The following is a 26,739-nucleotide window of genomic DNA, read 5'->3' on the forward strand; positions in this document are numbered from 1 at the left end:
TCGGGTCCGTGGCGCATCTTCTACGACGTACGGACGACATGTGGGGCAGAAGCGGTTGAACCGCGCACCACCAGCTCCGGCATGAACACGAATTCGCTGTGCGGCGCGGGCGTGCCGCCGATCTCCTCCAGCAACGTGCGCACCGCGGCCTGCCCCATCGCCGGCACCGGCTTGCGCACGGTCGTCAGCGGCGGGTCGGTGAACGCGATCAGCGGGGAGTCGTCGAATCCGACCACCGAGACGTCACGCGGCACCTCCAGCCCCCGCTGCCGGGCGGCCCGTATGGCACCGAGGGCCATCATGTCGCTGGCGCACACCACGGCCGTGCAGTCCCGCTCGATCAACGCGCTCGCGGCGGCCTGACCGCCCTCCAGCGTGTACAGCGAGTGCTGGACCAGCTCCGCCTCGACGACCCCGGGGGCCAGCCCCAGCTGGTCCTGCATGGCCCGCACGAAGCCCTCGATCTTGCGCTGCACCGGCACGAACCGCTTCGGCCCGAGCGCCAGCCCGATCCGGGTGTGGCCCAGGGACACCAGGTGGGTCACCGCGAGCGTCATCGCGGCCCGGTCGTCGGGGGAGATGAACGGCGCCTGCACCTTCGGCGAGAACCCGTCCACCAGCACGAACGGCACGCCCTGCGCCCGCAGCGCCTCGTAGCGCTGCATGTCGGCGGTGGTGTCCGCGTGCAGCCCGGAGACGTAGATGATCCCGGCGACCCCGCGGTCCACGAGCATCTCGGTCAGCTCGTCCTCGGTCGACCCGCCCGGGGTCTGCGTGGCGAGCACGGGCGTATAACCCTGGCGGGTCAGCGCCTGGCCGATGACCTGGGCCAGGGCCGGGAATATCGGGTTCTCCAGCTCGGGCGTGATCAGACCCACCAGGCCCTCGCTGCGTTGCCGCAGCCGCACCGGGCGCTCGTAGCCGAGCACGTCCAGCGCGGCGAGCACGGACTGGCGGGTGGTGGCGGCGACGCCCGGCTTCCCGTTGAGGACCCGGCTGACGGTCGCTTCGCTCACCCCCGCCTGCGCAGCGATGTCGGCAAGCCGTGTGGTCACGGCACTGGACTGTACCGGTCGCATGTCGCCTTGCACACCGGCCGGACGCCGGGCCCGGGAAGCGGTACGGCCCGCCCTGGGTTGCTGCCTCATCGCGCTCCCTCGAAGTCATGGTGGCAAGAGCTTGCAGAGTCTTGCACAAGTGCCGCCGAAACCGCCCCACAGGCCCCAATGCGCGGTTGCGCCCGGGTCGAGCGCCGGTCACGGCGGGGTAACCATCGTGTTCCCTTGCACTTTTTTTCTGCAAGGTCTTTCGTAACGCTTACAACGCTGTTACGTTCCTGGTCGCCCGGCCGCCGCAACGGCGCAGTCGGCACCACGACCGGGGACGGCGGACGGGACCGCCCCTGGCACACGGGCTTTCACCCTCAAGGAGAACTCATGCGGCGTGGCATAGCGGCCTCCGCGCTGGTGGCGTCCATCGCCCTCGCGGCGACGGCCTGCGGCGGCGGGAGCAGCGACAGTGGCAAGTCGGACGGCCCGGTCACCATCACCTGGTGGGACACCTCCAACGCCACGAACGAGGCGCCGACGTACCAGGCCCTGATCAAGCAGTTCGAGGCCGCCAACAAGAACATCAAGGTCAAGTACGTCAACGTGCCCTTCGACCAGGCGCAGAACAAGTTCGACACCGCGGCCGGCTCCAAGGGCGCCCCGGACATCCTGCGCTCCGAGGTCGGCTGGACCCCCGCCTTCGCCAAGAAGGGCTATTTCCTGCCGCTGGACGGCACCGAGGCGCTCTCCGAGCAGAGCAGCTTCCAGCCGAACCTGATCAAGCAGGCCCAGTACGAGGGCAAGACCTACGGCGTCCCGCTGGTCACCGACACCCTCGCGCTGGTCTACAACAAGGCGCTGTTCCAGAAGGCCGGCATCACCGCCGCCCCCACGACCTGGGACGAGCTGAAGGCGGACGCCGCCAAGGTCAAGGACAAGACCGGCGCCGACGGCTACTGGGGCTCCACCCAGGCCTACTACGCCCAGCCGTTCCTCTACGGCGAGGGCACCGACACCGTCGACGCGACCGCCAAGAAGATCACCGTCGACTCGGCCGCCGCGAAGAAGGCCTACGGCACCTGGCTGAGCCTGTTCTCCGGCAAGGGCCTGCACAAGGCCGACACCACCGCCGACGCCTACGCCCACATCCAGGACGCGTTCGTCAACGGCAAGGTCGCCGCGATCCTCCAGGGCCCGTGGGAGATCACGAACTTCTACAAGGGCAGCGCCTTCAGCGACAAGTCGAACCTCGGCATCGCCACCGTCCCGGCCGGCTCCTCCGGCAAGGCGGGCGCCCCCACCGGCGGTCACAACCTCTCGGTCTACGCCGGCTCCGACAAGGCTCACCAGGCCGCGGCGCTGACGTTCGTGAAGTTCATGACCTCGGCGTCCTCCCAGGAGACCATCGCCCTGAAGAACTCCACCCTGCCCACCCGCTCGGACGCCTACACCGCCCAGGTCAAGGCCGACCCCGGCATCGCCGGCTACCAGGGCGTCCTCTCCTCCGCCCAGCCGCGCCCGGCGCTGCCCGAGTACAGCTCCCTGTGGGGCCCGCTCGACACCGAGCTGCCCAAGGTCGCGGCCGGCAAGGAGTCGCTGGACACCGGCCTGAGCAACGCCCAGGTGGCCATCACCAAGCTGGTCCCCGACTTCAGCAAGTGAGCCCGCGTGGCCGCCGGATCCTCCCGTACGAGATCGGGGGGAAGGATCCGGCGGCCACCGCCCTGTGCCCAGCCCACCCTCTGATCCTCTTGAAGGTGTCGAACCATGACAGTCGCCATCGACCGCGCGACCGGCAAGCGCCGCGGTGACCGCGCGCCTCGGCCCGGGCTGGGGCAGCGCATCAGAAACGGCTACCAGAAGTATTGGTACGCCTATGCGATGATCGCCCCGGTGGTCGTCGTCCTCGCCGTGATCGTGGGCTATCCGCTGATCCGCGGTGTCTACCTGACCCTCACCGACGCCAACAGCCTCAACTCGGCGCGCACGATCGGCGTCAACCACATCGCGGCCACGTACAAGTTCATCGGCCTGGGCAACTACAAGGACATCCTGTTCGGCCCGCTGTCGTACGACCGGTTCTGGTCGCACTTCATCTGGACCGTCGTCTGGACGGCCGCCTGTGTGACCCTGCACTACACCATCGGCCTGGGCCTCGCGCTCATGCTCAACGAGAAGGTGCGCGGCCGCACCTTCTACCGGGTGCTGCTGGTCCTGCCCTGGGCGGTGCCGACCTTCGTCACCGTCTTCTCCTGGCGGATCATGCTCTCCGACTCCGGCGTGATCAACCAGGTCCTGCACGCGCTCCACATGCCCCAGCCGCAGTGGCTGGAGGACACCTTCTGGCAGCGGTTCGCCGCGATCATGGTCAACACCTGGTGCGGTGTGCCGTTCATGATGCTCTCGCTGCTCGGCGGCCTGCAGTCCATCGACTCCAGCCTCTACGAGGCGGCCGAGATGGACGGCGCCAATGCCTGGCAGCGCTTCCGGCACGTCACCCTGCCGGGGCTGAGGTCCGTCAGCTCCACCGTCGTCCTCCTCGGCATCATCTGGACCTTCAACCAGTTCGCCATCATCTTCCTGCTGTTCGGTCCGACCAGCGCCCCGGACGCGCAGATCCTCGTCACCTGGGCCTACTACCTGGGCTTCGGGCAGCAGCCACGGGACTTCGCCCAGTCCGCCGCGTACGGCGTGCTGCTGCTGTCGATCGTCACCGTCTTCACCTCCTTCTACTTCCGCTGGCTGAAGCGCAATGACCAGCTCGCCGTCTGACGCCGCAGGAGCCGCCGCCATGAGCACCACGACCCTGGAAAAGACCGAGGCCGCACCGGCCCCCGCCGGCGACGTGCCGCGCCGGACGCGCGGGCGCGGCGAGCGCGGCCCGCTCGGCACCGCCCTCCTGCACGGCGGTCTCGCCGTCGCGAGCCTGATCGCACTCGCCCCGGTGGCCTGGCTGATCTTCCTGTCGCTCGGCCCCGAGAAGGACGACTACCTGCACCCGGGCAAGATCCTGGGCAAGCTCAGCTTCTCCAACTACAGCTTCGTGCTCCAGCACACCGGCTTCTTCGACTGGTTCAAGTCGACGATGATCGTGGCCGGCGGCACCACCCTGATCGGCGTCTTCGTCGCCGCCACCACCGGCTACGCCGTCTCCCGGATGCGCTTCCCCGGCTACAAGCAGCTGATGTGGGTCCTGCTGCTCACCCAGGCCTTCCCGATCGCCATCCTGATCGTGCCGATGTACGAGATCTTCAGCCAGCTCGATCTCATCGACACCTACTGGGCGCTGATCGTCATCAACTGCACCACGGCCGTGCCGTACAGCGCCTGGCTGCTCAAGGGCTACTTCGACACCATCCCCTTCGAGATAGACGAGGCCGGACGTGTCGACGGACTGTCCCCCTTCGGCACCTTCTTCCGGCTGATCCTGCCGCTGGCCCGTCCCGGCCTGGCCGTGGCCGCCTTCTACAACTTCATCACCGCCGTCGGCGAGGTCGCCTTCGCGACGACCTTCATGCTGGACGACTCGAAGTACACCTTCGCCGTGGGCCTGCAGACCTTCGTCAGCGAGCACGACGCCCAGTGGAACTACATGGCCGCCACCGCCGTGCTGATCGCGATACCCGTGTCGGTGTTCTTCTACCTCGTGCAGAAGAACCTCGTCACCGGCCTGACCGCGGGCGGCACGAAGGGCTGACGGCCCCGAACACAGGCTCCCGCGCACAGCGACAGCGATGCGCGGGTAGGCGGCCGCGGTCCCCATCCGACCCCGCTGTGACCGCGGCCGCCTCGCACACCCCCGGTTCCCGGCACCCCCGCCGCACCCACGCGCCCATGACCAGAACTCGCTTACCCCTCAAGGACGCCATGAGCCAGCAGCACCCTGCCGCACCGGCCCCCCGCTCCACCGCAGCCGCCATCGCCGACCGCCGCGACTGGTGGCGGGACGCGGTCATCTACCAGGTCTATCCGCGCAGCTTCGCCGACAGCGACGGCGACGGCATGGGCGACCTGGAAGGCATCCGCTCCCGTCTGCCGTACCTCCGCGACCTCGGCGTCGACGCCGTGTGGCTCAGCCCCTTCTACGCCTCCCCGCAGGCCGACGCCGGTTACGACGTCGCCGACTACCGTGCCGTCGACCCGATGTTCGGCAATCTGCTGGACGCCGACGCGCTGATCCGCGACGCGCACGAGCTGGGCCTGCGCATCATCGTCGACCTGGTCCCCAACCACTCCTCCGACCAGCACGAGTGGTTCAAGCGCGCCCTCGCCGAGGGCCCCGGCTCCCCGCTGCGGGAGCGCTACCACTTCCGCCCCGGCAAGGGGAAGAACGGCGAACTCCCGCCCAACGACTGGGAGTCCATCTTCGGCGGCCCGGCCTGGACGAGGGTGGACGACGGCGAGTGGTACCTCCACCTCTTCGCCCCCGAGCAGCCCGACTTCAACTGGGAACACCCGGCGGTGGGCGACGAGTTCCGCTCCATCCTCCGCTTCTGGCTGGACATGGGTGTCGACGGCTTCCGCATCGACGTCGCCCACGGCCTGGTGAAGGCGGACGGCCTCCCCGACCTCGGTGCGCACGACCAGCTCAAACTGCTGGGCAACGATGTCATGCCGTTCTTCGACCAGGACGGTGTGCACGAGATCTACCGCCAGTGGCGCCGGATCCTGGACGAGTACTCCGGTGAGCGCATTTTCGTCGCGGAAGCCTGGACGCCGACCGTCGAGCGCACCGCGAACTACGTCCGCCCGGACGAGCTGCACCAGGCCTTCAACTTCCAGTACCTGAGCACGGCGTGGGACGCGAAGGAACTGCGCGAGGTCATCGACCGCACGCTGGAGGCGATGCGCCCGGTCGGCGCCCCCGCCACCTGGGTCCTGTCCAACCACGACGTCACCCGCCACGCCACCCGCTTCGCCAACCCGCCGGGCCTGGGCACCCAGATCCGCACGGCGGGCGACCGCGCACTGGGCCTGCGCCGCGCCCGTGCCGCCACCCTCCTCATGCTCGCGCTGCCCGGCTCGGCGTACGTCTACCAGGGCGAGGAACTGGGCCTGCCGGACGTGGTCGACCTCCCGGACGAGGTGCGTCAGGACCCGGCGTACTTCCGGGGCGCCGGCCAGGACGGCTTCCGCGACGGCTGCCGTGTGCCGATCCCGTGGACCCGCACGGGCTCGTCGTACGGCTTCGGCAGCGGCGGCAGCTGGCTGCCGCAGCCGGCCGAGTGGGCCGAGCTGAGCGTGGAGGCGCAGACCGGCACGCCCGGCTCCACCTTGCAGCTGTACCGCGCCGCGCTCGCCGCCCGCCGGGAGCACCCCGCACTCGGCGCGGGTGACGCGGTGGAGTGGCTGTCGGCCCCGCAGGGCGTCCTGGCCTTCCGCCGCGGCACGTTCGTGTGCGTCGCGAACACCACGGGCGAGGCGGTGACCGTCCCGGCGTACGGCCGCGTCCTGCTCGCCAGCGGCGAGGTGACCGACACCGACGGCGAGACCACGGTGCCGGCCGACACGACCGTCTGGTGGACGACGGCGGAGTGACAGCCGGATGGCCCGCCGCCCCGAGGGGCGGCGGGCCATTGTCATGCGGTCAGGCGCTACTGCCAGCTGTCGTTCGTCGTGTACCCGGACGAACTGCCCGTCGTGTACGAGCGGTTCGAGCCGGACTCCCACGTCACCGTGCCCGAACTGTCCTTCTTGATGTACTTGTAGGTGAACGTGGTGCTCTTCGGGACGATCACCAGCTTGCTCCAGGTCGGGTAGGCCGCGGACGAGAGCGGGATGGCGTCGGCCGTGTTCCAGGAGCCGAGGGACGGGAGCGAGCCGACGACGTAGACGTTGGTGCCCCAACTCGTCGTGGCGTTCTCGTTGAAGGTGACGTCGGTGGCGTCGGTGTCCGCCACGTTCCAGGAGTCGTTGAGCGACAGGGCCGAAGTCGTCGTGGCCGCCGACCTGTTGGCGTTCGACTCCCAGGTCACGTTGCCCGAGCTGTCCTTCTTTATGTACTTGAAGGTGAAGGACGTGTTCACCGGCACGTTCACCTCACCCGACCAGACCGGGTAGCCGGTGGACGACAGCTGGATCGCCTTCGAGGTGTCCCAGGAGCCCAGCGCCGGGATGGAGCCCACGACGTACACGTTCGTGCCGGACGTGGTCGACGCGTACTCGTGGAACGTCGCGCTCACCGTGTCGCCGGAGCTGCCGCCCGCGTCGCCGCAGCCCACCGTGCAGGTGTAGGAGCCGTTGTAGAAGGCGACGGCACCCTTCGCGGGGATCGTGAGCGACGCGCTGCCGCCGGAGACGGTCACCGTGCTCTTGCCGCCGTCGATCACGTTGCTGTACGTGCCGTCGGCCATGCCCGTGGCGAACGTGTAGGTGGCCGCCGACGTGCCGTTGTTCAGCGCGAAGAAACCCTTGCCGCTGCGTCCGAAGCCGATCACGTCGGACGACATGGTCTGCCAGTTGGACACCGCGGCGGTGTCGGTCGCGTTGTGCCAGGCCACCATGCCGACCACCGAGGTGTCCCGGTCCAGGCAGTACCAGGCGCCGCCGGCGCAGTCCGTGTTCGTGACGAAGCCCGACGAGTTCGGCGGGGCCTGGTCGCTCTGGGTCCACTCCCAGCTGGCGTACACGGTCGGCGTCGACCACTTGTAGGCGAGCTGGAAGAGGTTGGCGAGCTTGTAGGTGTCGCCGTCCTTGTACGACATGTCCGTGCCGTTGCGCTCGGTGTCGTGGTTGGTCACGAACGACACCGAGTTGGCGGCGGGCAGGATGCCGGACGACGACAGTGAGGCCAGGTCGCTCACATTGCCCTGGAACGCCGACTTCATCTTGCCGGCGTAGGTGAAGTCCAGGACGTCACCGGAGCCGTAGTAGTCGCTCGGCTGCGGGGTCGCACCCGGGTACACCTCCTGGAAGACGTACGGCGCCGTCCCCGACGTGGTGTTGGTCAGCTTGCCCTCGATCGCCGCCAGGTCGGCCTCGGGGATGTGCTTGGCCGCGTCGACCCGGAAACCGTCCACGCCCAGCGCCAGCTGGGAGTTGAGGTAGTTGGCGAGGCCGGCGCGGACCGCGTCCGAGCCCGTCTTGAGGTCGGGCAGGCCGAGCAGCTCGCAGTTCTGGACCTGGGTCAGGTTCGAGTAGTCCTGGATGGTCAGGTCCGAGGTCGGGCAGTCGGTGGAGTCGTGGTAGTCGGTGCGGGTCCAGTCGGGGGTGGCGTACTTGTTGGTGATCGTCGTGCCGTTGTAGCCGGTGCCGGTCTGCGCGGACGTGTGGTTGATCACCGCGTCCGTGTAGACCTTCACGCCCGCCTTGTGGCAGGCCGTGATCATGGCGCTGAACTTGGCTTGGCTGCCGAAGCGGCTGTTCAGGCTGTACGAGTACGGCTGGTAGACGTCCCACCAGTAGTAGTTCGTCTGCTTCAGGGACTCCTCGGGCGGTGCCACCTGGACCGCGCCGTAGCCCGCCGGGCCCAGCACGTCGGTGCACTCCGAGGCGATGGAGTCCCAGTTCCATTCCCACAGGTTGGCGATCACATCGCCCTTGGCGGTCGTCTTCGCCTGGGCGGGGGTCGCCGGCAGGGCGAGCACGCCCGCGAGCGCCAGGGCGCCGGCGGCCACGGCCCCTGCCGTCCTGCGGACGACACCCGGCGAGCCCGGGGGTCGGTGTCGGTTTCCGGTCATGTGCGGCTCCGAAGAAGGGGGTGGGTTTCAACAACCGGTGAGCCTGCGGCAGTTGAGAAGGGCACGTCAAGGTTGACGCTGAAACTTCTTGCTATGAATTTCAAGACTCTTGCAGTAAAGCTTTCGGCGGCGATACGGTCGCGCGGGGTCGGACCCAAGAGAGCCGCATTCGCAAGGAGTTACCGCCTGTGATACCGAGAGCGAGACGGGCCGCGGCCGTCACCGCGACAGCCCTCGCCGCCGCCCTGATCCAGCCACTGGCGGCCCACGCAGCCACCCCGCCCGCACCCCCGTCGGACGCGGCACTCGCCGCCCAGCCCGCCCGGCACGACGACACCCGCGAGCAGTTCTACTTCGTCATGCCGGACCGTTTCGCCAACGGGGACAAGGCCAACGACCAGGGCGGCCTGACCGGCTCCCGCACGGTCACCGGCTACGACCCCACGGACAAGGGCTTCTACCAGGGCGGCGACCTCAAGGGCCTGACCCAGAAGCTCGACTACATCAAGGGGCTCGGCACCACCGCCATCTGGATGGCCCCCATCTTCAAGAACCAGCCCGTGCAGGGCACCGGCGCGAACGCCTCCGCCGGCTACCACGGCTACTGGATCACCGACTTCACCCAGGTCGACCCGCACTTCGGCACCAACCAGGACCTGAAGACCCTCATCTCCAAGGCCCACGCCAAGGGCATGAAGGTCTTCTTCGACGTCATCACCAATCACACGGCCGACGTCGTCAGCTACAAGGAGAAGTCCTCCGACTACCTCTCCAAAGGCGCCTTCCCGTACCTGACGAAGGACGGCCGGCCGTTCGACGACGCCGACTACGCCGACGGCACGAAGAAGTTCCCGGCCGTCGACACCGACTCCTTCCCGTACACCCCGCAGGTCACCAGCAGGAGCAAGGTCCCGGCCTGGCTCAACGACCCGACGATGTACCACAACCGCGGCGACTCGACCTTCGCCGGCGAGTCCGCCACCTACGGCGACTTCTCCGGCCTGGACGACCTGTGGACCGAGCGTCCCGAGGTCGTCCACGGCATGGAGAAGATCTACGAGCGCTGGGTCAAGGACTTCGCCGTCGACGGGTTCCGGATCGACACCGTCAAGCACGTCGACATGCCGTTCTGGACCCAGTGGGCGACCGCACTGGACAAGTACGCCGCCGCGCACGGGCGGAAGAAGTTCTTCATGTTCGGCGAGGTCTACTCCGCCGACACCTCCATCACCTCCCCGTACGTCACCCAGGGCCGTCTCGACGCCACCCTCGACTTCCCCTTCCAGGACGCGGCCCGCACCTACGCCTCCCAGGGCGGCAGCGCGCAGAAGCTCGGACACGTCTTCGGCGACGACTGGAAGTACACGACCGACAAGGCCAACGCGTACGAGCAGGTCACCTTCCTCGGCAACCACGACATGGGCCGCATCGGGTACTTCCTGAAGCAGGACAACCCGAAGGCCACGGACGCCGAGATCCTCAAGAAGGACGAGCTCGCCAACGAGGTCATGTTCCTCAGCCGCGGCAACCCGGTCGTCTACTACGGCGACGAGCAGGGCTTCACCGGCTCCGGCGGCGACAAGGACGCCCGCCAGACCATGTTCGCCTCCAAGGTCCCCGACTATCTCGCCGACGACGAGATCGGCACCACCCGCACCCACGCCAGCGACTCCTACGACCCCGGCGCCCCGCTCTACCGGCAGATCGCCGCCCTCTCCAGGCTTCGCACCGCCAACCCGGCGCTGACCGACGGCGTCCAGACCGAGCGGTACGCGGCCGACGGCGCCGGGATCTACGCCTTCACCCGGACGGACGTCAGGACCGGCCAGGAGTACGTCGTCGCCCTCAACAACGCGAGCGAGCCGAAGACGGCGACCTTCGCCACCGGGTCCGCCGGCATGGCGTACCGGGGGATCTACGGCGCCACGGACGGGGTGAAGTCCGACGGGGACAGCAAGGTCACCCTCACCGTCCCGGCCGAGTCCGCCGTCGTCTACCGGGCCACCGGCAGCCTCGCCCAGCCCGCGGTCAAGCCCGTGATCACCCTCCAGGCCCCGGCCGCCGGAGCCACCGGGACCGTGGACCTCACGGCCGACGTGAACGGCGGCCGGCTGAACCGGGTCGTCTTCGCAGCCCAGGTCGGCAACGCCCGGTGGCAGGTGCTCGGCTCCGCCGACCACGCCCCGTACAAGGTCACCCAGACCCTCGACAAGGCCGTACCCGCCGGGACCGCGCTGCGTTACAAGGCCGTCGTCGTCGACTCGGCCGGGCACACCGCGAGCGCCACGGCGAGCAGCACCTCCGGCACCCCGCCCGCGCCCTCGGTCCCCACGGCCTCCTCACGGGACTACGTGATCGTCCACTACAAGCGCACCGACGGCGACTACGACAACTGGGGCCTGTACGCCTGGGGCGACCTCGCCGACGGCGAGGCCACCACCTGGCCGGCCGGGCACCCCTTCACCGGCCGGGACGCCTGGGGAGCCTTCGCCTACGTCAAGGTCAAGCCCGGCGCCCAGGCCGTGGGCTTCCTGGTCGTCGACAAGAACGGGAACAAGGACGTCTCGGCCGACCGGAGCATCGACGTCACCAAGAACGGTGAGGTCTGGGTCGAGCAGGGCAAGCCGGACGTACAGACGACGAAGCCCGCCTATCCCGCCCAGGACACCACCAAGGCCGTCATCCACTACCACCGCGCCGACGGGAACTACGACGGCTGGGGCCTGCACGTCTGGACGGGTGCCGCGAACCCCACCGACTGGTCGAAGCCGCTCCAGCCGGTGAAGACTGATGCCTATGGCGCGGTCTTCGAGGTGCCGCTCACCGCGGGTGCCACCAGCCTCAGCTACATCATCCACAAGGGCGACGACAAGGACCTGCCCACCGACCAGTCGCTCGACCTCAAGGCGAACGGCTACGAGGTGTGGCTGTTGAACGGCCAGGAGAAGTACCTGCTCCCGCAGCCGGCCGGCAGCGCGGCCGCGCTCGACCTGACCACGTCCAAGGCGGTCTGGATCGACCGGGACACCGTCGCCTGGAACGGCGCCGACGGCGCCGCCTCCACCCAGCTGCTCTCCTCCCGGGACGGCTCGATCGCCGTCAAGGACGGGACGCTGACCAGCGACGACGAGCGCTGGATCCGGCTGGAGAAGACCACCCTCACCGACGCCCAGAAGGCGAAGTTCCCGTATCTGAAGGACTACACCGCCTGGTCCGTCGATCCGCGGGACAGCGGCCGGGTGCGTACGGCGCTCACGGGCCAGCTCGTCGCCTCCCAGCGGGCCGCCAACGGCGCCGTGCTGGCCGCGACCGGCGTGCAGATCGCCGGCGTGCTGGACGACCTCTACCCGGGCGCCACGAAGGCCCGGCTCGGCCCGGTCTTCCACGACGGGAAGCCGACCCTGTCCGTCTGGGCGCCGACCGCGCAGAGTGTCTCGCTGGAGCTGGACGGCTCGCTCACGGCCATGCACCGCGACGACACGACCGGCGTCTGGTCCGTCACCGGCCCCGCGTCCTGGAAGGGCAAGCCCTACCGGTACGTCGTGCGGGTCTGGGCGCCCAGCGTCCGCAAGATGGTCGTCAACAAGGTCACCGACCCCTACTCGCTCGCCCTCACCGCCGACTCCGAGCGCAGCCTCGTCGTCGACCTGGACGACCGGTCGCTCGCCCCGAGCGGCTGGGCGGCCCTGCACAAGCCCAGGGCCGTACCGCTGAAGGACGCGCAGATCCAGGAGCTGCACATCCGGGACTTCTCGGTGGCCGACAAGACCGTCCCGGCGCAGGACCAGGGCACCTACCTGGCCTTCACCGACAAGAACAGCGACGGCTCGAAGCATCTGCGGGCGCTGGCCGAGGCCGGCACCTCGTACGTGCATCTGCTGCCGGCCTTCGACTTCGCCACTGTCCCCGAGAAGAAGGCCGACCAGGCGAGCCCGGCCTGTGACCTGGCCTCCTACCCGGCCGACTCCGACCAGCAGCAGGCGTGCGTGGCGAAGACCGCCGCGAAGGACGCCTACAACTGGGGCTACGACCCGTACCACTTCACGGTCCCCGAGGGTTCCTACGCCACCGACCCGGACGGCACCGCCCGCACGGTCCAGTTCCGCAAGATGGTCCAGGCCCTGAACGGGGACGGCCTCCGGGTCGTCATGGACGTCGTCTACAACCACACCGCCGCCAGCGGCCAGGCCGACACCTCTGTGCTCGACAAGATCGTGCCCGGCTACTACCAGCGGCTCCTCGCCGACGGCAGCGTGGCCAACAGCACCTGCTGCTCCAACACCGCACCCGAGAACGCGATGATGGGCAAGCTGGTCGTGGACTCGATCGTCACCTGGGCCAAGGAGTACAAGGTCGACGGCTTCCGCTTCGACCTCATGGGCCACCACCCGAAGGCCAACATCCTGGCCGTCCGCAAGGCGCTCGACGCGCTGACCGTCGCCAAGGACGGCGTCGACGGCAAGAAGATCATCCTGTACGGCGAGGGCTGGAACTTCGGCGAGGTCGCGAACGACGCCCGGTTCGTGCAGGCCACCCAGGCCAACATGGCCGGCACCGGCATCGCCACCTTCTCCGACCGGGCCCGGGACGCGGTGCGCGGCGGCAGCCCCTTCGACTCCGACCCCGGCGTCCAGGGCTTCGCCTCCGGCCTCTACACCGACCCCAACTCCTCGTCCGCCAACGGTACTTCGGCCGAGCAGAAGGCCCGCCTCCTGCACTACCAGGACCTGATCAAGGTCGGGCTGAGCGGCAACCTCGCGAAGTACCGCTTCACGGACACCGACGGCAAGGACGTCACGGGAGCCGAGATCGACTATGGCGGCTCGCCCGCCGGCTACGCGGACGCCCCCGGCGACGCCCTCGCCTATGTGGACGCGCACGACAACGAGTCGCTGTTCGACGCGCTGACCTACAAGCTGCCCGCGAAGACCGGCGCCGCCGACCGGGCCCGGATGCAGGTCCTGGCCATGGCCACGGCCGCCCTCTCCCAGGGACCGGCCCTCTCCCAGGCGGGCACCGACCTGCTGCGCTCCAAGTCGCTGGACCGCAATTCGTACGACAGCGGTGACTGGTTCAACGCCATCCACTGGAACTGCGCCGACGGCAACGGCTTCGGACGCGGGCTGCCGATGGCGGCGGACAACCAGTCCAAGTGGCCGTACGCGGGCCCGTTGCTGAGCACGGTCAAGGTCGGCTGCTCCGACATCACCGGCGCCTCGGCCGCCTACCAGGACCTGCTCAGGATCCGTACGACGGAGAAGGCGTTCTCCCTCGACACGGCCGCGCAGGTGCAGGACGAGCTGTCCTTCCCGCTGTCGGGCAAGGACGAGACACCGGGTGTGATCACGATGAAGCTCGGTGACCTGGTCGTCGTCTTCAACGCCACCCCGCAGCGGCAGGAGCAGACGATCGGTGCCCTCGCCGGGACGGCCTACCGGCTGCACCCGGTGCAGGCCTCCGGCGCCGATCCGGTGGTGAAGACCTCCTCCTACACGGCCGGCTCGGGCACGTTCGGTGTCCCGGCGCGGACGGTGGCGGTGTTCAGCCGGTCGGACACGTAGGGTCGTTCCGGTCGCCGTAGAACAGGAGTGCTCATGCCGCAGATCACCGTCGACTTCTCGTACAACGCCGAGGTCATCTCGGACACCTTCGTGCGGGAGCTGCACGAGACGGTCGTCGAGATCGCGGCCGCCAGGCCGGAGGCCTGCAAGACGCTGTTCCGGGAGGGGCACACCGGGTACGGATACGAAGGTGTCGCGGACGAGAGCCACCACGTGGTGCACGTGACCATCGGTCTCCTCGCCGGGCGCAGCGAGGAGACGAAGGCCAAGCTCACGGAGGCCGTGCTGGACGTGCTCCGCAAGCACGTGGCACCGCAGGACGGGGTCACCCTGCACGCCTCCGCCGAGGTCCGCGACCTCGACGCCTCCTACCGGAAGTTCGAGCGTTAGGAACCCAGGGCGATGAGCCGGCCGACCAGCTCCGCGAAGGGGCCGTCGGCCGGCTCGTCCTTGACCATGGTCTTCAGCAGGGCCGCCATCTCCTCGTCGTAGGCGGCGCTGACGGCGGCCAGCGCGGCGAAGTCGTGGACGAGCTGGAGCTCCAGCTCGGCGCGGGGGACGCGCCGGCCGTCCAGCCAGAGCAGGGCCGTGGACTCGGCGAGGGAGATCCAGGAGCGGACCACCAGCTCCAGACGCGGGGGCGCCTCGGCGACCTGGAGATGCGCCAGGATATGGTCGTACGCCGCCTGCCGTACGGAGTCGATCAGGGCGTTGGTGGCCGACACGTGCTCTTTTGAGCGGACTCCGTCCGCCGGGACCGCCGGACCGCCGCGCATCAACGCCGAGAAGCCCGGACCGTGTTCGTCCACGAAGTCGAAGTAGCGGCGCATCACGCGCAGCAGCCGGGCGCCGACCGGGCCCTCGTGCGGCTCGGCGAAGCGCGCCGCGAGATCCTCCGAGGCGCGCTTCAACGCGGCCTCGTACAGGCTGAGTTTGCCAGGGAAGTAGTGGTACACCAGCGGGCGTGAGATGCCGGCGGCCGACGCTATCTCGTCGATGGAGACCTCGTCGGGCGAGCGTCGGCTGAACAGATCGAGGGCGACGCCGATCAGCTGCTGCCGCCGCTCCTCGACGCCCATCCTGCGGCGAACCCCGGTACTCATGCGAACACCTTACCGACCGGTTCGGACCGCGAGTGTTCACATGTCGATCACCAAACGATCGCCCCGGGCGCGCGACACACAGATCAGCATCGAGTCGGCACGCTCCGTGTCCGTCAGCAGCTCGTCCCGGTGGTCGATCTCCCCTTCCAGCACCCGCTGTTGGCAGGTCCCGCAGAAGCCCTGCTCGCAGGAGTAGGCGGTGTCCGGCAGCTCCCGGCGGACGGCGGCCAGCACGGTGGAGTCGGCCGGGACGGTCAACGTACGCCCGCTGCGCCGCAGTTCGACCTCGAACTCGGTGTTGCCGTCGGACGAGGTGCGCGGCGCGAACCGCTCCAGCCGGACCTCCGGGAAGCGCTCCGCGACGGCCGCCATGAGCCCCTCGGGACCGCAGGCGTAGACGGCGGCGCCCGCGCCGACCTCCAGCGCGTCGAGATCGGGCCGCCCCTCCACGACGGTCACATGGTCCCCGCCCAGCTTCTCGACCTCCTCCAGGAACGGCATCGAAGCCCGGTCACGCCCCGCGTACAGCAGCCGCCACTCGGTGTGCTCCGGGAGCGCCCGCAGCATCGGCAGCAGCGGGGTGATCCCGATCCCGCCGGCGATGAAGACGTAGGACTCCGCCTCGATGAGGGGGAAGCGATTCCGTGGCCCCCGCACCTCCAGTTCCATGCCCTCGGTCACCTGCTCGTGCACCTCGCGCGAGCCGCCCCGCCCGTCCGCGACCAGCCGCGTCGCGACCGTGTACGAGGAGGTGTCCTCGGGGTCGCCGCACAGCGAGTACTGCCGCACGAGCCCCGACGGCAGCACCAGGTCGAGATGCGCACCGGGCTCCCAGCGCGGCAGGTCCCGCCCTTCCAGGCGGAGCCGGACGACCCCGTCGGCCACCGTCTCGCGCGAGGCCACCAGCAGCCTGAGCGCCCGCGAGCGCGGCCGGCCCGAGGTGGGCTCCTCCAGCGCGGGCAGCGGCCACAGCGGCGAGACCTGGATACGGCGGCGCAGGGCACCCCGGGTCAGCACTACGGCGCCCGCGACGAGCGCGACCGTACGCAGCTTCGGCATCACGCGGCCCTCTTCTCCGCTGCCATGGCGGCCGGGGAGGACGCCAGGTAGGCGACGGCCTGCTCGGTGTCGCCCTCCTGCGAGGGGTGATAGCCACGGCTCAGATAGCGGGGGATGGACCGGATCATGGCCCCGGTCGAGGGGAGCAGGCCCCGCCTGCCACGGTCGTGGAACTCCTTGAAGGACGCCTTGCCGTCGACGAGAGTCGGGTCGTTCTCCATGAAGAACCGCACCCCGCGCTGCCACAGGAACACCAGCGCGGAGAACGCCATGGCCCAGGTCCGCACGCGCCGGCGGTAACTCCCGTCGACGTGCAGGAACAGCTCGAAGGCCACCGAGCGGTGCTCGACCTCCTCCGCGCCGTGCCAGCGCAGCAGGTCCAGCATGGTCGGGTCGGCGCCCCGCCGGTCCAGCTCCCCGGCGTTGAGCACCCAGTCGCCGAGGAACGCGGTGTAGTGCTCGATGGCCGCGATGAGCGCGACCCGCTCCAGCAGCCACCAGCGCCTGGCCCGGCCCGGCGGCAGCGTGCGGTCGCCGAGCAGCTTCTCGAAGAACCAGTCGACCTGCGCGGTGTACGGCGTCGGATCGAGGCCCTGCTCGCGCAGATGCGGCAGCACCTCGTCATGGGCCTGGGAGTGCATGGCCTCCTGCCCGATGAACCCGATGACGTCCTCGCGCAGCCGCTCGTCCCGGATCAGCGGCAGCGCCTGCTTGTAGACGTGCACGAACCACCGCTCACCGGCGGGCAACAGCAGATGCAGCACGTTGATCGTGTGCGTGGTGAAGGGATCGCCCGGCACCCAGTGCAACGGCGTGCCGTCCCAGGAGAAGGACACTTTGCGTGCCTTGAGCGGCACCCGGGCCTGCGTGTTAGACATGGCGTCAATGTACTGACGGGTAGGTGGTCTGGGAGCCCCTGTGCCGCACCTTGTTTACGCCGCCGTCAACAAGCTTCCTTCGTCAACAAGCTTCCTTCGTCGACACGTTTCCTCCTCGCCAAGCTTCCTCAGTGCAGCCCGCTGATCGCCCGGCCGTCCTCCAGCGTCCCCTTGAGCGTCGCCGAAGCGCCCTGTCCGGCCCGGGCCGCGAGCAGCGGCCCCTGCCCGGCCGCGGTGATCCCGCCGCCGGCCTGGATCGTCGCCGTGTCCTTCCCGCCCGCCGCCAGCAGATACCAGTGCCCGGCCGCCGACTTCCACAGCACCCCGGCCAGCACATGCGGATCACGCGGCCCGCAGGCCCGCACATCCGTGCCCTTGGCGACGACCGCCCCGACCGGCGCTTTCGGCGTGCGGAACTGGGCCAGCGCGGCCGTGCCGTCGCCGCGCCAGGTCTCGGCCCGGGTGCACACCCACTGCCCGGCTCCGCTGCCGTCGGGCAGCGGCTGCGCGGCGAACTCCCACGCGTTGACACTGCGGATGCCCGCCGAGCGCTCCGCCGACAGGGAGCAGGCGAACGGCGCCCAGGCGCGCAGCCCGGCCGCGTCGGACGCCGTACCGGGCGAGCCGGGCCTGCCCGCGGTGAGGTGGGCCGGGACCAACTCGCCGAGGTCGGTGGCGAGTTCGGTGCCGGAGGCGTCGGTCAGCTGGAGCACGGTCCACGAGGTGCAGCTGCCGGGCTGGAGCGCCGGGCTGGTCAGCGGTGCGGTGACGCCGCCGGCGAGGGCGAGCGGGGTCGCCGCCGCGGCGGGCTTCATCAGGTCCCGGGCCGCCGCCCGCTTCACCCAGGGCGCGGTCAGATACTGCACATTGCCGTCGGAGCGGCCCAGCACCAGCGCGCTCGCCTCGGCACCGCTCGCGCCGTCCACCCGGGCGAAGTCCAGGGCCGCGCCCTGCGTGCCGCTCACCGGCTCGGCATAGCGGGCGATGCGCAGACCGTCGTAGAGGATCACCACCCGGGCGCCGCTCACCTGGCCCGCGTAGAGCAGCTGGGGCGGGCCGGCCGGGCCGCCGGTCTGGGTGCCCGGGGTCGCCGAGACCCGGACCGTGCCGCCGGGGCGGGCCCAGACGGCGAGGGCGCGGCGCAGCAGGGCCTGGTCGCCGGTGAGCGGGCCGCGTGCGGGCCACACGGAGAAGTCGGCGCGCGCGGAGGTCTCCCAGGCGGTGGGGGAGACCCGGGTGAGGCGGGCCGGGTCGAGGGCGGCCTGGGCGGCGGGGTTCTCGGCGTAGGCGGGCGCGGCGGCGCCGTCCGGGCCCCAGCCGCCGCCCGGCATGGCGACCAGCGCCCCGCACACCGCGAGCGCGGCGGCCGCGGCGAGGGCGGCCTTGGTGTGCTGGCGGCGGCGCATCAGATCGGTGGGCCGGGCCTGCAGCGAGCACGGGTCGAACTCGGGGGAGGTGAGCAGCGCGGGCTGTTCGGGCACGCGGTTCGCCGAGGCCAGCGCGCCGCCCGGGTCGTCGACCCCGGCCGCGGTGAGCAGCTTGCGGAGGTCGGCGTCGGACAGCTTCTCCAGACCGCGCAGCACATAGGCGGCGCGGGCCGGGCCGGACAGGGCGGACAGCCGCTGGTCCAGGGCGAGTTCATCGGCGCCGCCCGAGCGCGGGAACAGCCTCAGGCCCCACACCTGGGGCAGCAGCGGCGACAGTTGGGCGAGCCGGGGCAGACCCTTGCGGGGGCGGGCCGCTTCCAGCGCCGTACGCAGTACGCGCTCGCGCAGGAACGCGTACCCGAGGTCGCCCTCGCGGCCCGAGGTCTGCGCCGGGATCACGGACGGCCGCTGTTTGCGGCCGCGGGGCAGGGCGCGCTGGACGAGGGCGTGTGCGGTCAGCACCCGGCGGCCGCGGCCGAGACCCGGCGGCAGCACCAGATAGGCGATCCGGACCAGCCGGGGATAGTGCTCGACGAGCGCGGCCTCGGCCTGCTCGACGTCGACCGGGCCGGGGTCCCCGGCCGAACTGGCTGCGTGACGCTGGGCTACATCCTGTGACTGCACGTCATGGAGAACGAGTGAGCCGGGGGTTGGTCACCGCCGGATGGGTGATTCGCCCGTGGCTCAGTCTTCCGGATCGACCAGTGCACGCGCGTAGTTGGCCATCGACCGCTGGTATCGCGGCAGATGGGCGGCCAGCGCGCCGAGGACCAGGGAGAGACCCTCGCGGTCCCGGCCGAGGCTGGACAGACACAGGGCCAGAGCCGCCCGCACCGCGTCGTCCAACTCGTCGGACGGGGCGAGCAGTTCGGGCGTGAGCAGCTTGACGCCCTGCTCCGCCTCGCCGATGTTCCGCAGCGAGCTGGACAGCTGGATCTTGGCCCGGCGCCCCTTGTACCGGCTCACCTCGCTCAGGCCGCGCGCCAGCGCCTCCCGGTACAGCGGCACCGCCTTGTCCGAGTGCCCGGTCGAGTCCCAGGCGCAGGCCTGCTCGAAGGGGCCCAGCGGGCTGTCCTCCGGCAGCTCGGCGACCAGCGCGTCGATCAGTGCGCGGAACTCGTTCGCGCGCTCCTCCGGATAGTCGTCGAAGGTGGCCCAGGCGGCGGTCACGCGGTTTTCCCAGTTCTCGTTCACCCGGGCACTTTCGCACATCAGTGCCCGCCTGACACGGGATTTGAGCGTACGGCGGCCGGGGCCCGTATCCGAAGGAGCCGAGGCATGCTTGGGCCACCAGGACCGGAGGAACTGATGAGGGTGACACGACTGCTGCTGGGCGCCACTGCCGTACTGGCGCTGGCGGGCTGTGGCGCGGGCGGGGAGACGAGGAGCGTCCCGCCCATGGCGACCGGCAGCCTGGAGAGCCTGGCCGCCGAGGTGAAGTGCAAGCCGAACATGCAGACCGACGCCGACACGATCCGTCAGGCCATCTGCACGAACAGCGACGGCAAGTTCATCCTCGCCACCTTCTCCACCGACCGCGGCCAGCGCGAGTGGATCAACGACGCGAAGGACTACGGCGGCTACTACCTCGTCGGCCGCAAGTGGGTCGCCGTCGGCGACGACGGCACCGTCAAGGCGCTGCGCGGCACGCTCGGCGGGGACGTCGAGATCGGCACGAACCACTCCGCCCACTCCGGTCACTGACGGCCATGAACAAGGAAAGCGGGCGGTGGGAGATTCCCCCCCCCCGCTTCCCTAGGGGGTGTTCACTACTGGCACCGCTGTCCGGTGTTGATGCAGTTGGCGATCGTGTTGGCCAGACCGCCGTTCGTGACGCTGATGAAGTCGTCGTGGTCGGTGATCGGCTTGTGCAGCTCCTCGGGGAAGCCGTCCACCGCGTAGGCGTTCTTCACCTGGCCGTTCTGGATGACCGGCTGCGGCACGTTGTACACCAGGCGCATCGTCAGCTGCGGAATCGCCTTGAAGCCCGCCGGGCAGGCCCCGCTCGCCGGGTCGGCGAAGGCCACATGCGTACGGTGGTTGGCGCTGTCGATGTTCTTGCCGTCCCAGCAGCTCTGGAAGGCGAACGTCCGCACCACCTTGCTGCCGGCCGGGCAGATCGGGTACTGCGTCGTCAGCTGCACCTTGTTCTCGAAGCCGGTGCAGCTCCAGTGCGCGTTGGCGTTGGCCGGGCCGTTGACGAAGGCCTTGGCGTCACCGGTGATGATGCGCAGGAACTGCGGCATCGCGACGACCTTGCTGGTCGGGTTGCCGACGTACTTGATCTGCGCCTGCTGGGCGACCAGGATCTTGCCGACGTTCTTGTCCTTGCCACCGCCGTCGGCGTTCGCGTCCTTCTCCTGCGTGCCGTCCTGCAGACGGATGACCGGCCAGTAGTACGCCGACAGGTCGTTCTTGTTCTGGCAGCTGGTGCCGCCCTGCAGGAAGGTCTGGTTGCTGGAGAACGCGTTGACCTTCTGGTTGCCCACGTAGTCGTGCACGTGGTGGGCGCCGTTGGTCACACCGGGCGCGACGATCACGTTGTCGCTGTTGTGGTTCTGATTGGCGTTCACACCGCAGCGGGTGACGAACGTGCCCGTCGAGGCGTTGGCGGTCTTGTTCGGCTTGGCCTGGACGTTCGGCGCGACCTTCGTGATGTCCACGAAGTCCGCCGCGGAGGGGCCGTCCCCGCCCTGACCGCCGTTGTTGCCCTGCTGCTGGCCGCCCTGCTGCTGGCCGCCGTTCTGCTGCTGGCCGGCGTTGTTCTGGCCGCCGTTCTGCCCGTTGTTCTGGCCGCCGGCGGTGGTCTGGTTGGCGTTCTGCGTCGTACAGGCGGCGAGCTGGGACAGCGAGCTGTCGAACTGGCCGCCGACCCGCTGGATGTCGATGCGGATCCGGTCGATCGTCGCCGCCCGCTTCTCCTTCAGGGGCCCGACGATCGCGTTCTGCACGAAGCTCGGGTCGTTCGTCTGTGCCTGCCGGGTGGAGGCGAGCCGGTTGTAGGCCTCGGTGATCTGCTTGTCGAGGTTGGCCACCTCCGTCGCCACGCCCTGGCGGGCCGCCTGCGGTACGTTCGTCAGCTTCTGGCCGACGTCCGGGCAGGAGATGGTCGCGACCTGCGCCGTCGCGGCCTTGGTCGTGTTCCCTCCCCACATCTGGTTGTTCGACTCATGCGCCGAGGCGTAGAAGTTCGCCCAGATCAGCCCGCCCCCACCGAGCGCTAGGGCCGCCGATGCGGCTATGGCCTTGGTGGCCAGCGGCGTACGGCGTTTTCGTGTGTTGCGTCCCATGGAACTCCTCTGACTTCCTTGCGGGGCAGCATCGAGGCGCCCGACAGGAGTGAAGCGGCGCCCTTGTGTACGGACGCCGCCTCAGAGGTGTTCACCGGTCTCACAAATTCCTCGTAGAAACAGGTGAGTTGGCAGGTCAGAGGCCGTGCTCACCGGTCCTGGTCGAGGTGGGCGAGCACCGCCAGGACGCGCCGATTGTCGTCGTCCGACACCTCCAGTCCCAGTTTGGCGAAGATGTTGGAGGTGTGTTTGGCGATAGCCCGTTCCGTCACCACGAGCTGGGCGGCGATGCCCGCGTTGGACCGGCCCTGTGCCATCAGCTCCAGCACCTCCCGCTCGCGCGGGGTGAGCCGGCCGAGCGGCCGGTCCTCGGCGGAGCGCCGGGACAGCAGCTGCTGGATCACCTGCGGGTCCATCGCCGTGCCCCCGGCCGCGACCCGCCGTACGGCGTCGATGAACTGCTCCGCGTCGAACACCCGGTCCTTCAGCAGATAGCCGATCCCGCCGGTGCCGTCGGCGAGCAGCTCGCGCGCGTACAACTGCTCCACGTGCTGCGACAGCACCAGCACCGGCAGTCCGGGCCGCGCCCTGCGGGCCGCGAGGGCGCACTGGAGCCCCTCGTCCGTGTGCGTGGGCGGCAGCCGCACGTCGACCACGGCCACGTCCGGTTCCAACTCGGCCAGAGCGCGGGCCAGTTCAGGTCCGGACTCGACGGCGGCCGCGATCTCGAAGCCGAAGGCCGTCAGCATCCGGACCAGCCCGTCGCGCAGCAGGAAGAGGTCTTCGGCTACGACAACACGCACGGGATCTCCAAGGTCACCATGGTGGGGCCGCCGGCGGGGCTGCTGACGGCCAGGACGCCGTCGAATGTACCGAGCCGCCGCTCGACCCCGGCCAGCCCCGACCCGGCGCCGACCGCCGCCCCGCCCTTGCCGTTGTCGGTCACCGTGATCCGCAGCCGGCCGTCGGTGTGGTGCAGGTCGGCCCAGATCCGGTCGGCGCCGGAGTGCTTGACGGCGTTGGTGAGCACCTCGCTCACCGCGAAGTAGGCCGCCGACTCCACGGGGGCGTCCGCGCGGCCCGGCAGCTCCACGGTCACCTCCGTGGGCAGCGGCAGCCGCAGTGCCAACGCCCGTACGGCGTCGCCGAGTCCGCGCTCGGCGAGGACCGGCGGATGGATGCCGCGCACCAGGTCGCGCAGCTCCTCCAGGGCCTCGGCGGAGTTCCGGCGGGCCTGCGCGAGCAGCTGCTTGGCCTGCGCCGGGTCGTGTTCCACCAGCATTTCGATGGTGCCGAGATCCATGCCCATGGCCACGAGCCGGGCCTGCGCCCCGTCGTGCAGATCGCGCTCGATGCGGCGCAGCTCGGCGGCGGAGGTGTCCACGGCGTCCCGCCGGGTCTCGGTCAACACCCTTACTCGCTCGGTGAGTTCCGCGTCGCCGCCGAGTACGGCCCGGCCGAGCTTGAAGTGCGCCTTCATGGTGCGCGGGACGAACCGGTAGGCGACGACGGCGAGTACGGCGGCGAGCCCGCCGGCGCCGAAGGCGCTCGTCTGGTCCGAGACCGGCACGAAGGCGTACCAGTAGGTGCCGCCGGCGCCGGAGACGTACGGCCGCCACAGTCCGGCCGCCAGCAGGAATCCCTCGACCGGGTAGAACACCAGCAGCGCCGGGAGCAGCGCGGTGACGAAGCCCGCCGTGACGCTCACCGGCAGCCACAGCACATCGCGCCGCACCTGCGGGTCGCCGAGCAGGCGGAAGGTGCGGGTCCACGGATTGGCGTGCGCCGGCATCGGCCGGTACGCCGCCGGGATCCGCACCCCGCACCACTCCTCGGCGAGCCTCCTGTGGACGTCCGCCAGGGCCCGCACCCCGGTCAGGACCACCGGGGTCGTGAACAGCCCGATGCCGAGCGGGACGAAGGCGACGGAGAGGAGCGTCAGGACGAGGAACGCCACACCGAGCGGCAGCACCGCCACCGCCAGCGCCAGGCCGCGTACGGCGTCCAGCAGGACCTCTTTCGCACGGGCCCGCACCGTGCCGCGCGTGATGTCGGTGTTCATGCCCTGAAGTCTCGCCGAAACTCCCTCCCCGGGTCAGTCGTCCGAGGCCCCCTCCTCGGGGGTGGTGACAGGTACACCGCCCGCCCCGGCCAGCACCTTCGCCTCCGTCTCCGGGTCGAGGCCGGGGGCCGGGCGGTCCGGGCGGCGGGGTGCCTCGCCGCCGATCGCGGTGAGCCAGCGCCAGGTGTCGGCGACGGTCTCCCGGACCGGCCGGCAGGTCAGGCCGGTGGCCAGCGCCCGGGACACGTCCCCGCGGTGCGCCGCAGCGTGCAGGTCGGTGTCCGGCGGCGTCCACACCGGCAGCTGGGTCCACGGTTCGATCCCGGCGTCGACGACGACCTGCGGGTCGGTCCAGCGCAGTTCGGCGTCCGCGCCGGTGGCCCGGACGCACTCCTGAAGCAGCTCGCCCATGGTGGTGTGCCCGGACGGGCTGACCAGGTCGTACGGTCCGCTCAACTCCTGCGCGACCGCGCCGAGCAGCCAGTCGGCGAGGTCGCGGGCGTCGATGTACTGCAGCGGGAGGTCGCGCGGGCCGGGGGCGAGGACCGGGCCGCCACGGGCGATCCGGGTCAGCCACCAGGGCAGCCGGCCGACGTTCTCGTACGGGCCGAGGATCAGCCCGGCCCGCGCCAGCACCGAGCGGTCCGCGCCGAAGGTCTCGACGGCGGCCAGCTCGCCGCCCCGCTTGTCGCGGGCGTAGTCCGTCGGCCCCGCGTCGGCCGCGGCGCCCTCCACCACGGCCCCGGCCTCCGCGGGCCCGCCCAGCGAAGGCCAGGGCCAGGTGTACACCGACCGGCTGGAGACGTACACGTACCGCGCGGCACGGTCCCGCAGCAGCCGTGCCGCGGCGAGCACGGCACGCGGCTCGGCCGACCAGGTGTCGAGCACGGCGTCCCAGCCGCCCGGCTCGGCGGCGAGGGCGGCGAGACCGTCGGCAGCGGTGCGGTCGCCGTGCAACGACCGCACACCGGCCGGGGGTTGGCGCCGTCCCCGGTGGAAGACGGTGACCTCCCAGCCACGCGCCACCGCGGCCTCGACGACTGCCCGCCCCACGAACTCCGTACCGCCCAGCACAAGAAGTCTCATGCCGGTGATCATGCCCGCTCCGGGCGCGCCCCGGCACGGGACTCTGCTGTGGGCAGAGCGGCGGCCGGGTCAGCGGGCGGTCGGCGGCGTGTACTTGTAGCCGACCCGGCGCACCGTCTGGATCGTCTGCCGGAACTGCGCGCCCAGCTTGCGGCGCAGCCGGGCGATGTGCACGTCGACGGTGCGGCCGTCGCCGACATGGCCGTAGCCCCACACCGTGGTGACCAGCTGGTCGCGGGTGTGCACCCGGTGCGGGTGGGCCACCAGATGGGCGAGGAGCTCGAACTCCAGGTAGGTCAGGTCGAGTTCACGGCCGTCGACGCTGGCGGTGCGCTGCACGGGGTCGATCTGCACCAGCGGCTCGGGTGCCGGGGCCGGCTCGGTCCCGGTGGACTGCTCCGGCGTCGCGACCGGCGGGAACGGCGGCCGCTGGTCGGCCGGGACCAGCACCAGGTATCCGACCATCGGCGGCTGGCCGGGCAGGGTGGGCAGGGTGTGCTGCGGCGCGGGCAGCCAGGTGGCGCCCGGCGGCAGGAAGTCCGCGACGTCGATCACCTCGTCCCGGTCGACGGCGCGCAGCCGGTGCCGGGCGGGAGCGGTGAGAGAAGGGGCGGAGGAGAGGGAACGAGTGGTCGCCATGAGAGGTCAGCTCTTTCGCGCGAGAGGTTCGTCGGACGATGCGACGGCCCCGATTCGTGGTCGGGCGCGCCGGAGGGACGTACGTCGTTTCGCGCTGGCCGAAGGCCGGGGGTTACGGCTTTAGAGGGCCCGCGCGTTCGTCGCGCGGCAACACACCCGGTCGAAGTCGTGGTGCTGACGGGAAGGCCAGAAGGGCTCAAGGTCATGGCGACCCGTCGCGGTGCACTTCTGGAAGCTGGCCATGTGCCCATTGAAGCAGACGCGGGCGCCGGACAGGACCCCTGTCCGAGATGCGATCTCGGCATCCGGACAGGAATCACTCAGTCGAGCACCGTGGCGGAGTCCAGCAGCGCGCGTACGGCGGACCGCAGAAGGTAGTCCGGGTGCGGGCCGCCCTCCACGAACACGTCGGAGGCGACCCGGCGCCGGGAGTCGGCGGCCCCCCGCAACGGGTCCACGGCGAACCGGGGAAGAAGACCGATCGCGGTGAGCGCGGGCAGCGCCGCGGGCAGTCCGGGACCGCTCCAGCCGGCGTGCCCGACCAGCCACCCGGCGAGCGGCTCCACCGTGTCCTCGGTCCGCCCCGTCACCCGCCACACGGCCAGCGCCGCCCGCCCCCGCCCGCCGGCCGTGCGGCCGCCGGCCAGCAGGGACTCCAGCCGCGGCAGCAACGGCGCTGCGGCGGGCCCGAGTTCACCTGCTTTCTTGGGAGGAGGTCCCGGCGTTCAGATGATGGGAACGCACGTGCCAATGACCGCTGGTTGGGGTGGCGGCTGCGGGATCGGGGTACATGCGTGCGGCGGTCGTACGTATGGTCCTTGAACGGGTTCGGGACGGCATCACGTTCCGGTCGGGGACCGTGAGGAGGCGAGATGACGCAGGTGAGCGCGGTTGTGGAGGCCGGGC

20 protein-coding genes are annotated in these 26,739 nt (G+C 70.4%); 7 read left to right on the forward strand and 13 right to left on the reverse strand.

Annotated elements, in window-relative coordinates:
• Positions 1-20 precede the first annotated feature (20 nt).
• Positions 21-1,055: a LacI family DNA-binding transcriptional regulator gene (locus LE548_RS14030; protein WP_308030179.1), complete on the reverse strand. Its 1,035-nt coding sequence runs from the start codon at positions 1,053-1,055 to the stop codon at positions 21-23.
• 381 nt (positions 1,056-1,436) lie between these two features.
• Here LE548_RS14030 and LE548_RS14035 point away from each other — a divergent pair, with 381 nt between their 5' ends.
• The 4 genes from LE548_RS14035 to LE548_RS14050 all read left to right on the forward strand — a co-directional run bounded on the left by LE548_RS14035 (position 1,437) and on the right by LE548_RS14050 (position 6,587).
• The gene (locus LE548_RS14035; RefSeq protein ID WP_225097131.1) at positions 1,437-2,711 is read left to right on the forward strand and encodes an extracellular solute-binding protein; all 1,275 of its coding nucleotides are present in this window, start codon (positions 1,437-1,439) and stop codon (positions 2,709-2,711) included.
• A 105-nt stretch (positions 2,712-2,816) separates the two neighbouring features.
• The gene (locus LE548_RS14040; RefSeq protein ID WP_225097132.1) at positions 2,817-3,821 is read left to right on the forward strand and encodes a carbohydrate ABC transporter permease; all 1,005 of its coding nucleotides are present in this window, start codon (positions 2,817-2,819) and stop codon (positions 3,819-3,821) included.
• Between the two features lie 19 nt (positions 3,822-3,840).
• Complete coding sequence (locus tag LE548_RS14045; RefSeq protein ID WP_225097133.1) at positions 3,841-4,746, forward strand: sugar ABC transporter permease; 906 nt, start codon at positions 3,841-3,843, stop codon at positions 4,744-4,746.
• 170 nt (positions 4,747-4,916) lie between these two features.
• On the forward strand, positions 4,917-6,587 hold the full coding sequence (locus LE548_RS14050; RefSeq protein ID WP_225097134.1) for a glycoside hydrolase family 13 protein: 1,671 nt from the start codon (positions 4,917-4,919) through the stop codon (positions 6,585-6,587).
• Between the two features lie 56 nt (positions 6,588-6,643).
• Here the strand turns inward: LE548_RS14050 and LE548_RS14055 are convergent, their stop codons facing one another.
• On the reverse strand, positions 6,644-8,728 hold the full coding sequence (locus tag LE548_RS14055) for a carbohydrate-binding module family 20 domain-containing protein (RefSeq protein ID WP_225097135.1): 2,085 nt from the start codon (positions 8,726-8,728) through the stop codon (positions 6,644-6,646).
• A gap of 188 nt (positions 8,729-8,916) precedes the next feature.
• Between LE548_RS14055 and pulA the strand changes: the two genes are divergently transcribed.
• Both pulA and LE548_RS14065 read left to right on the forward strand, forming a co-directional pair.
• The gene (pulA, locus tag LE548_RS14060; RefSeq protein ID WP_225097136.1) at positions 8,917-14,289 is read left to right on the forward strand and encodes a pullulanase-type alpha-1,6-glucosidase; all 5,373 of its coding nucleotides are present in this window, start codon (positions 8,917-8,919) and stop codon (positions 14,287-14,289) included.
• Positions 14,290-14,322: 33 nt separating this feature from the next.
• Positions 14,323-14,679, forward strand: coding sequence for a 5-carboxymethyl-2-hydroxymuconate Delta-isomerase (locus LE548_RS14065; protein ID WP_225097137.1), 357 nt, complete (start codon positions 14,323-14,325; stop codon positions 14,677-14,679).
• Here the strand turns inward: LE548_RS14065 and LE548_RS14070 are convergent.
• From LE548_RS14070 to LE548_RS14090, 5 genes are all read right to left on the reverse strand, one after another.
• Positions 14,676-15,392: a TetR/AcrR family transcriptional regulator gene (locus LE548_RS14070; protein ID WP_225097138.1), complete on the reverse strand. Its 717-nt coding sequence runs from the start codon at positions 15,390-15,392 to the stop codon at positions 14,676-14,678. The genes LE548_RS14065 and LE548_RS14070 overlap by 4 nt on opposite strands.
• A 36-nt stretch (positions 15,393-15,428) precedes the next feature.
• Positions 15,429-16,451 carry a PDR/VanB family oxidoreductase gene (locus tag LE548_RS14075; RefSeq protein WP_225097139.1) on the reverse strand — a complete coding sequence of 341 codons (1,023 nt, stop codon included), beginning with the start codon at positions 16,449-16,451 and terminating at the stop codon, positions 15,429-15,431.
• Positions 16,451-17,329, reverse strand: a complete 879-nt coding sequence (locus LE548_RS14080) for a metal-dependent hydrolase (RefSeq protein WP_225097140.1) — start codon at positions 17,327-17,329, stop codon at positions 16,451-16,453. Before LE548_RS14080 ends, LE548_RS14075 begins: the two co-directional genes overlap by 1 nt.
• A gap of 128 nt (positions 17,330-17,457) precedes the next feature.
• Positions 17,458-19,380, reverse strand: a complete 1,923-nt coding sequence (locus LE548_RS14085; protein ID WP_225097141.1) for a hypothetical protein — start codon at positions 19,378-19,380, stop codon at positions 17,458-17,460.
• Positions 19,381-19,440: 60 nt separating this feature from the next.
• A complete protein-coding gene (locus LE548_RS14090; protein ID WP_225097142.1) occupies positions 19,441-19,968 on the reverse strand; it encodes a tetratricopeptide repeat protein in 528 nt (175 codons plus the stop codon).
• Between the two features lie 96 nt (positions 19,969-20,064).
• On the opposite strand from LE548_RS14090, the gene LE548_RS14095 reads away from it, so the two are divergent.
• Positions 20,065-20,460, forward strand: coding sequence for a hypothetical protein (locus LE548_RS14095; RefSeq protein WP_225097143.1), 396 nt, complete (start codon positions 20,065-20,067; stop codon positions 20,458-20,460).
• Between the two features lie 65 nt (positions 20,461-20,525).
• On the opposite strand, the gene LE548_RS14100 is transcribed toward LE548_RS14095, so the two are convergent.
• From LE548_RS14100 to LE548_RS14125, 6 genes are all read right to left on the reverse strand, one after another.
• Positions 20,526-22,046: a DUF1996 domain-containing protein gene (locus tag LE548_RS14100; protein ID WP_225097144.1), complete on the reverse strand. Its 1,521-nt coding sequence runs from the start codon at positions 22,044-22,046 to the stop codon at positions 20,526-20,528.
• A gap of 149 nt (positions 22,047-22,195) precedes the next feature.
• Positions 22,196-22,849 carry a response regulator transcription factor gene (locus tag LE548_RS14105; RefSeq protein WP_225097145.1) on the reverse strand — a complete coding sequence of 218 codons (654 nt, stop codon included), beginning with the start codon at positions 22,847-22,849 and terminating at the stop codon, positions 22,196-22,198.
• Positions 22,834-24,108 carry a sensor domain-containing protein gene (locus LE548_RS14110; RefSeq protein ID WP_225097146.1) on the reverse strand — a complete coding sequence of 425 codons (1,275 nt, stop codon included), beginning with the start codon at positions 24,106-24,108 and terminating at the stop codon, positions 22,834-22,836. Before LE548_RS14110 ends, LE548_RS14105 begins: the two co-directional genes overlap by 16 nt.
• Before the next feature lie 33 nt (positions 24,109-24,141).
• A complete protein-coding gene (locus tag LE548_RS14115) occupies positions 24,142-25,194 on the reverse strand; it encodes an NAD-dependent epimerase/dehydratase family protein (protein ID WP_225097147.1) in 1,053 nt (350 codons plus the stop codon).
• Between the two features lie 69 nt (positions 25,195-25,263).
• Positions 25,264-25,833: a winged helix-turn-helix domain-containing protein gene (locus tag LE548_RS14120; protein ID WP_225097148.1), complete on the reverse strand. Its 570-nt coding sequence runs from the start codon at positions 25,831-25,833 to the stop codon at positions 25,264-25,266.
• A 320-nt stretch (positions 25,834-26,153) separates the two neighbouring features.
• The gene (locus tag LE548_RS14125; protein ID WP_225097149.1) at positions 26,154-26,504 is read right to left on the reverse strand and encodes a hypothetical protein; all 351 of its coding nucleotides are present in this window, start codon (positions 26,502-26,504) and stop codon (positions 26,154-26,156) included.
• Positions 26,505-26,739 lie beyond the last annotated feature (235 nt).

Source organism: Streptomyces sp. CoH27 (assembly GCF_020181035.1).
Taxonomy (GTDB): domain Bacteria; phylum Actinomycetota; class Actinomycetes; order Streptomycetales; family Streptomycetaceae; genus Streptomyces; species Streptomyces camelliae.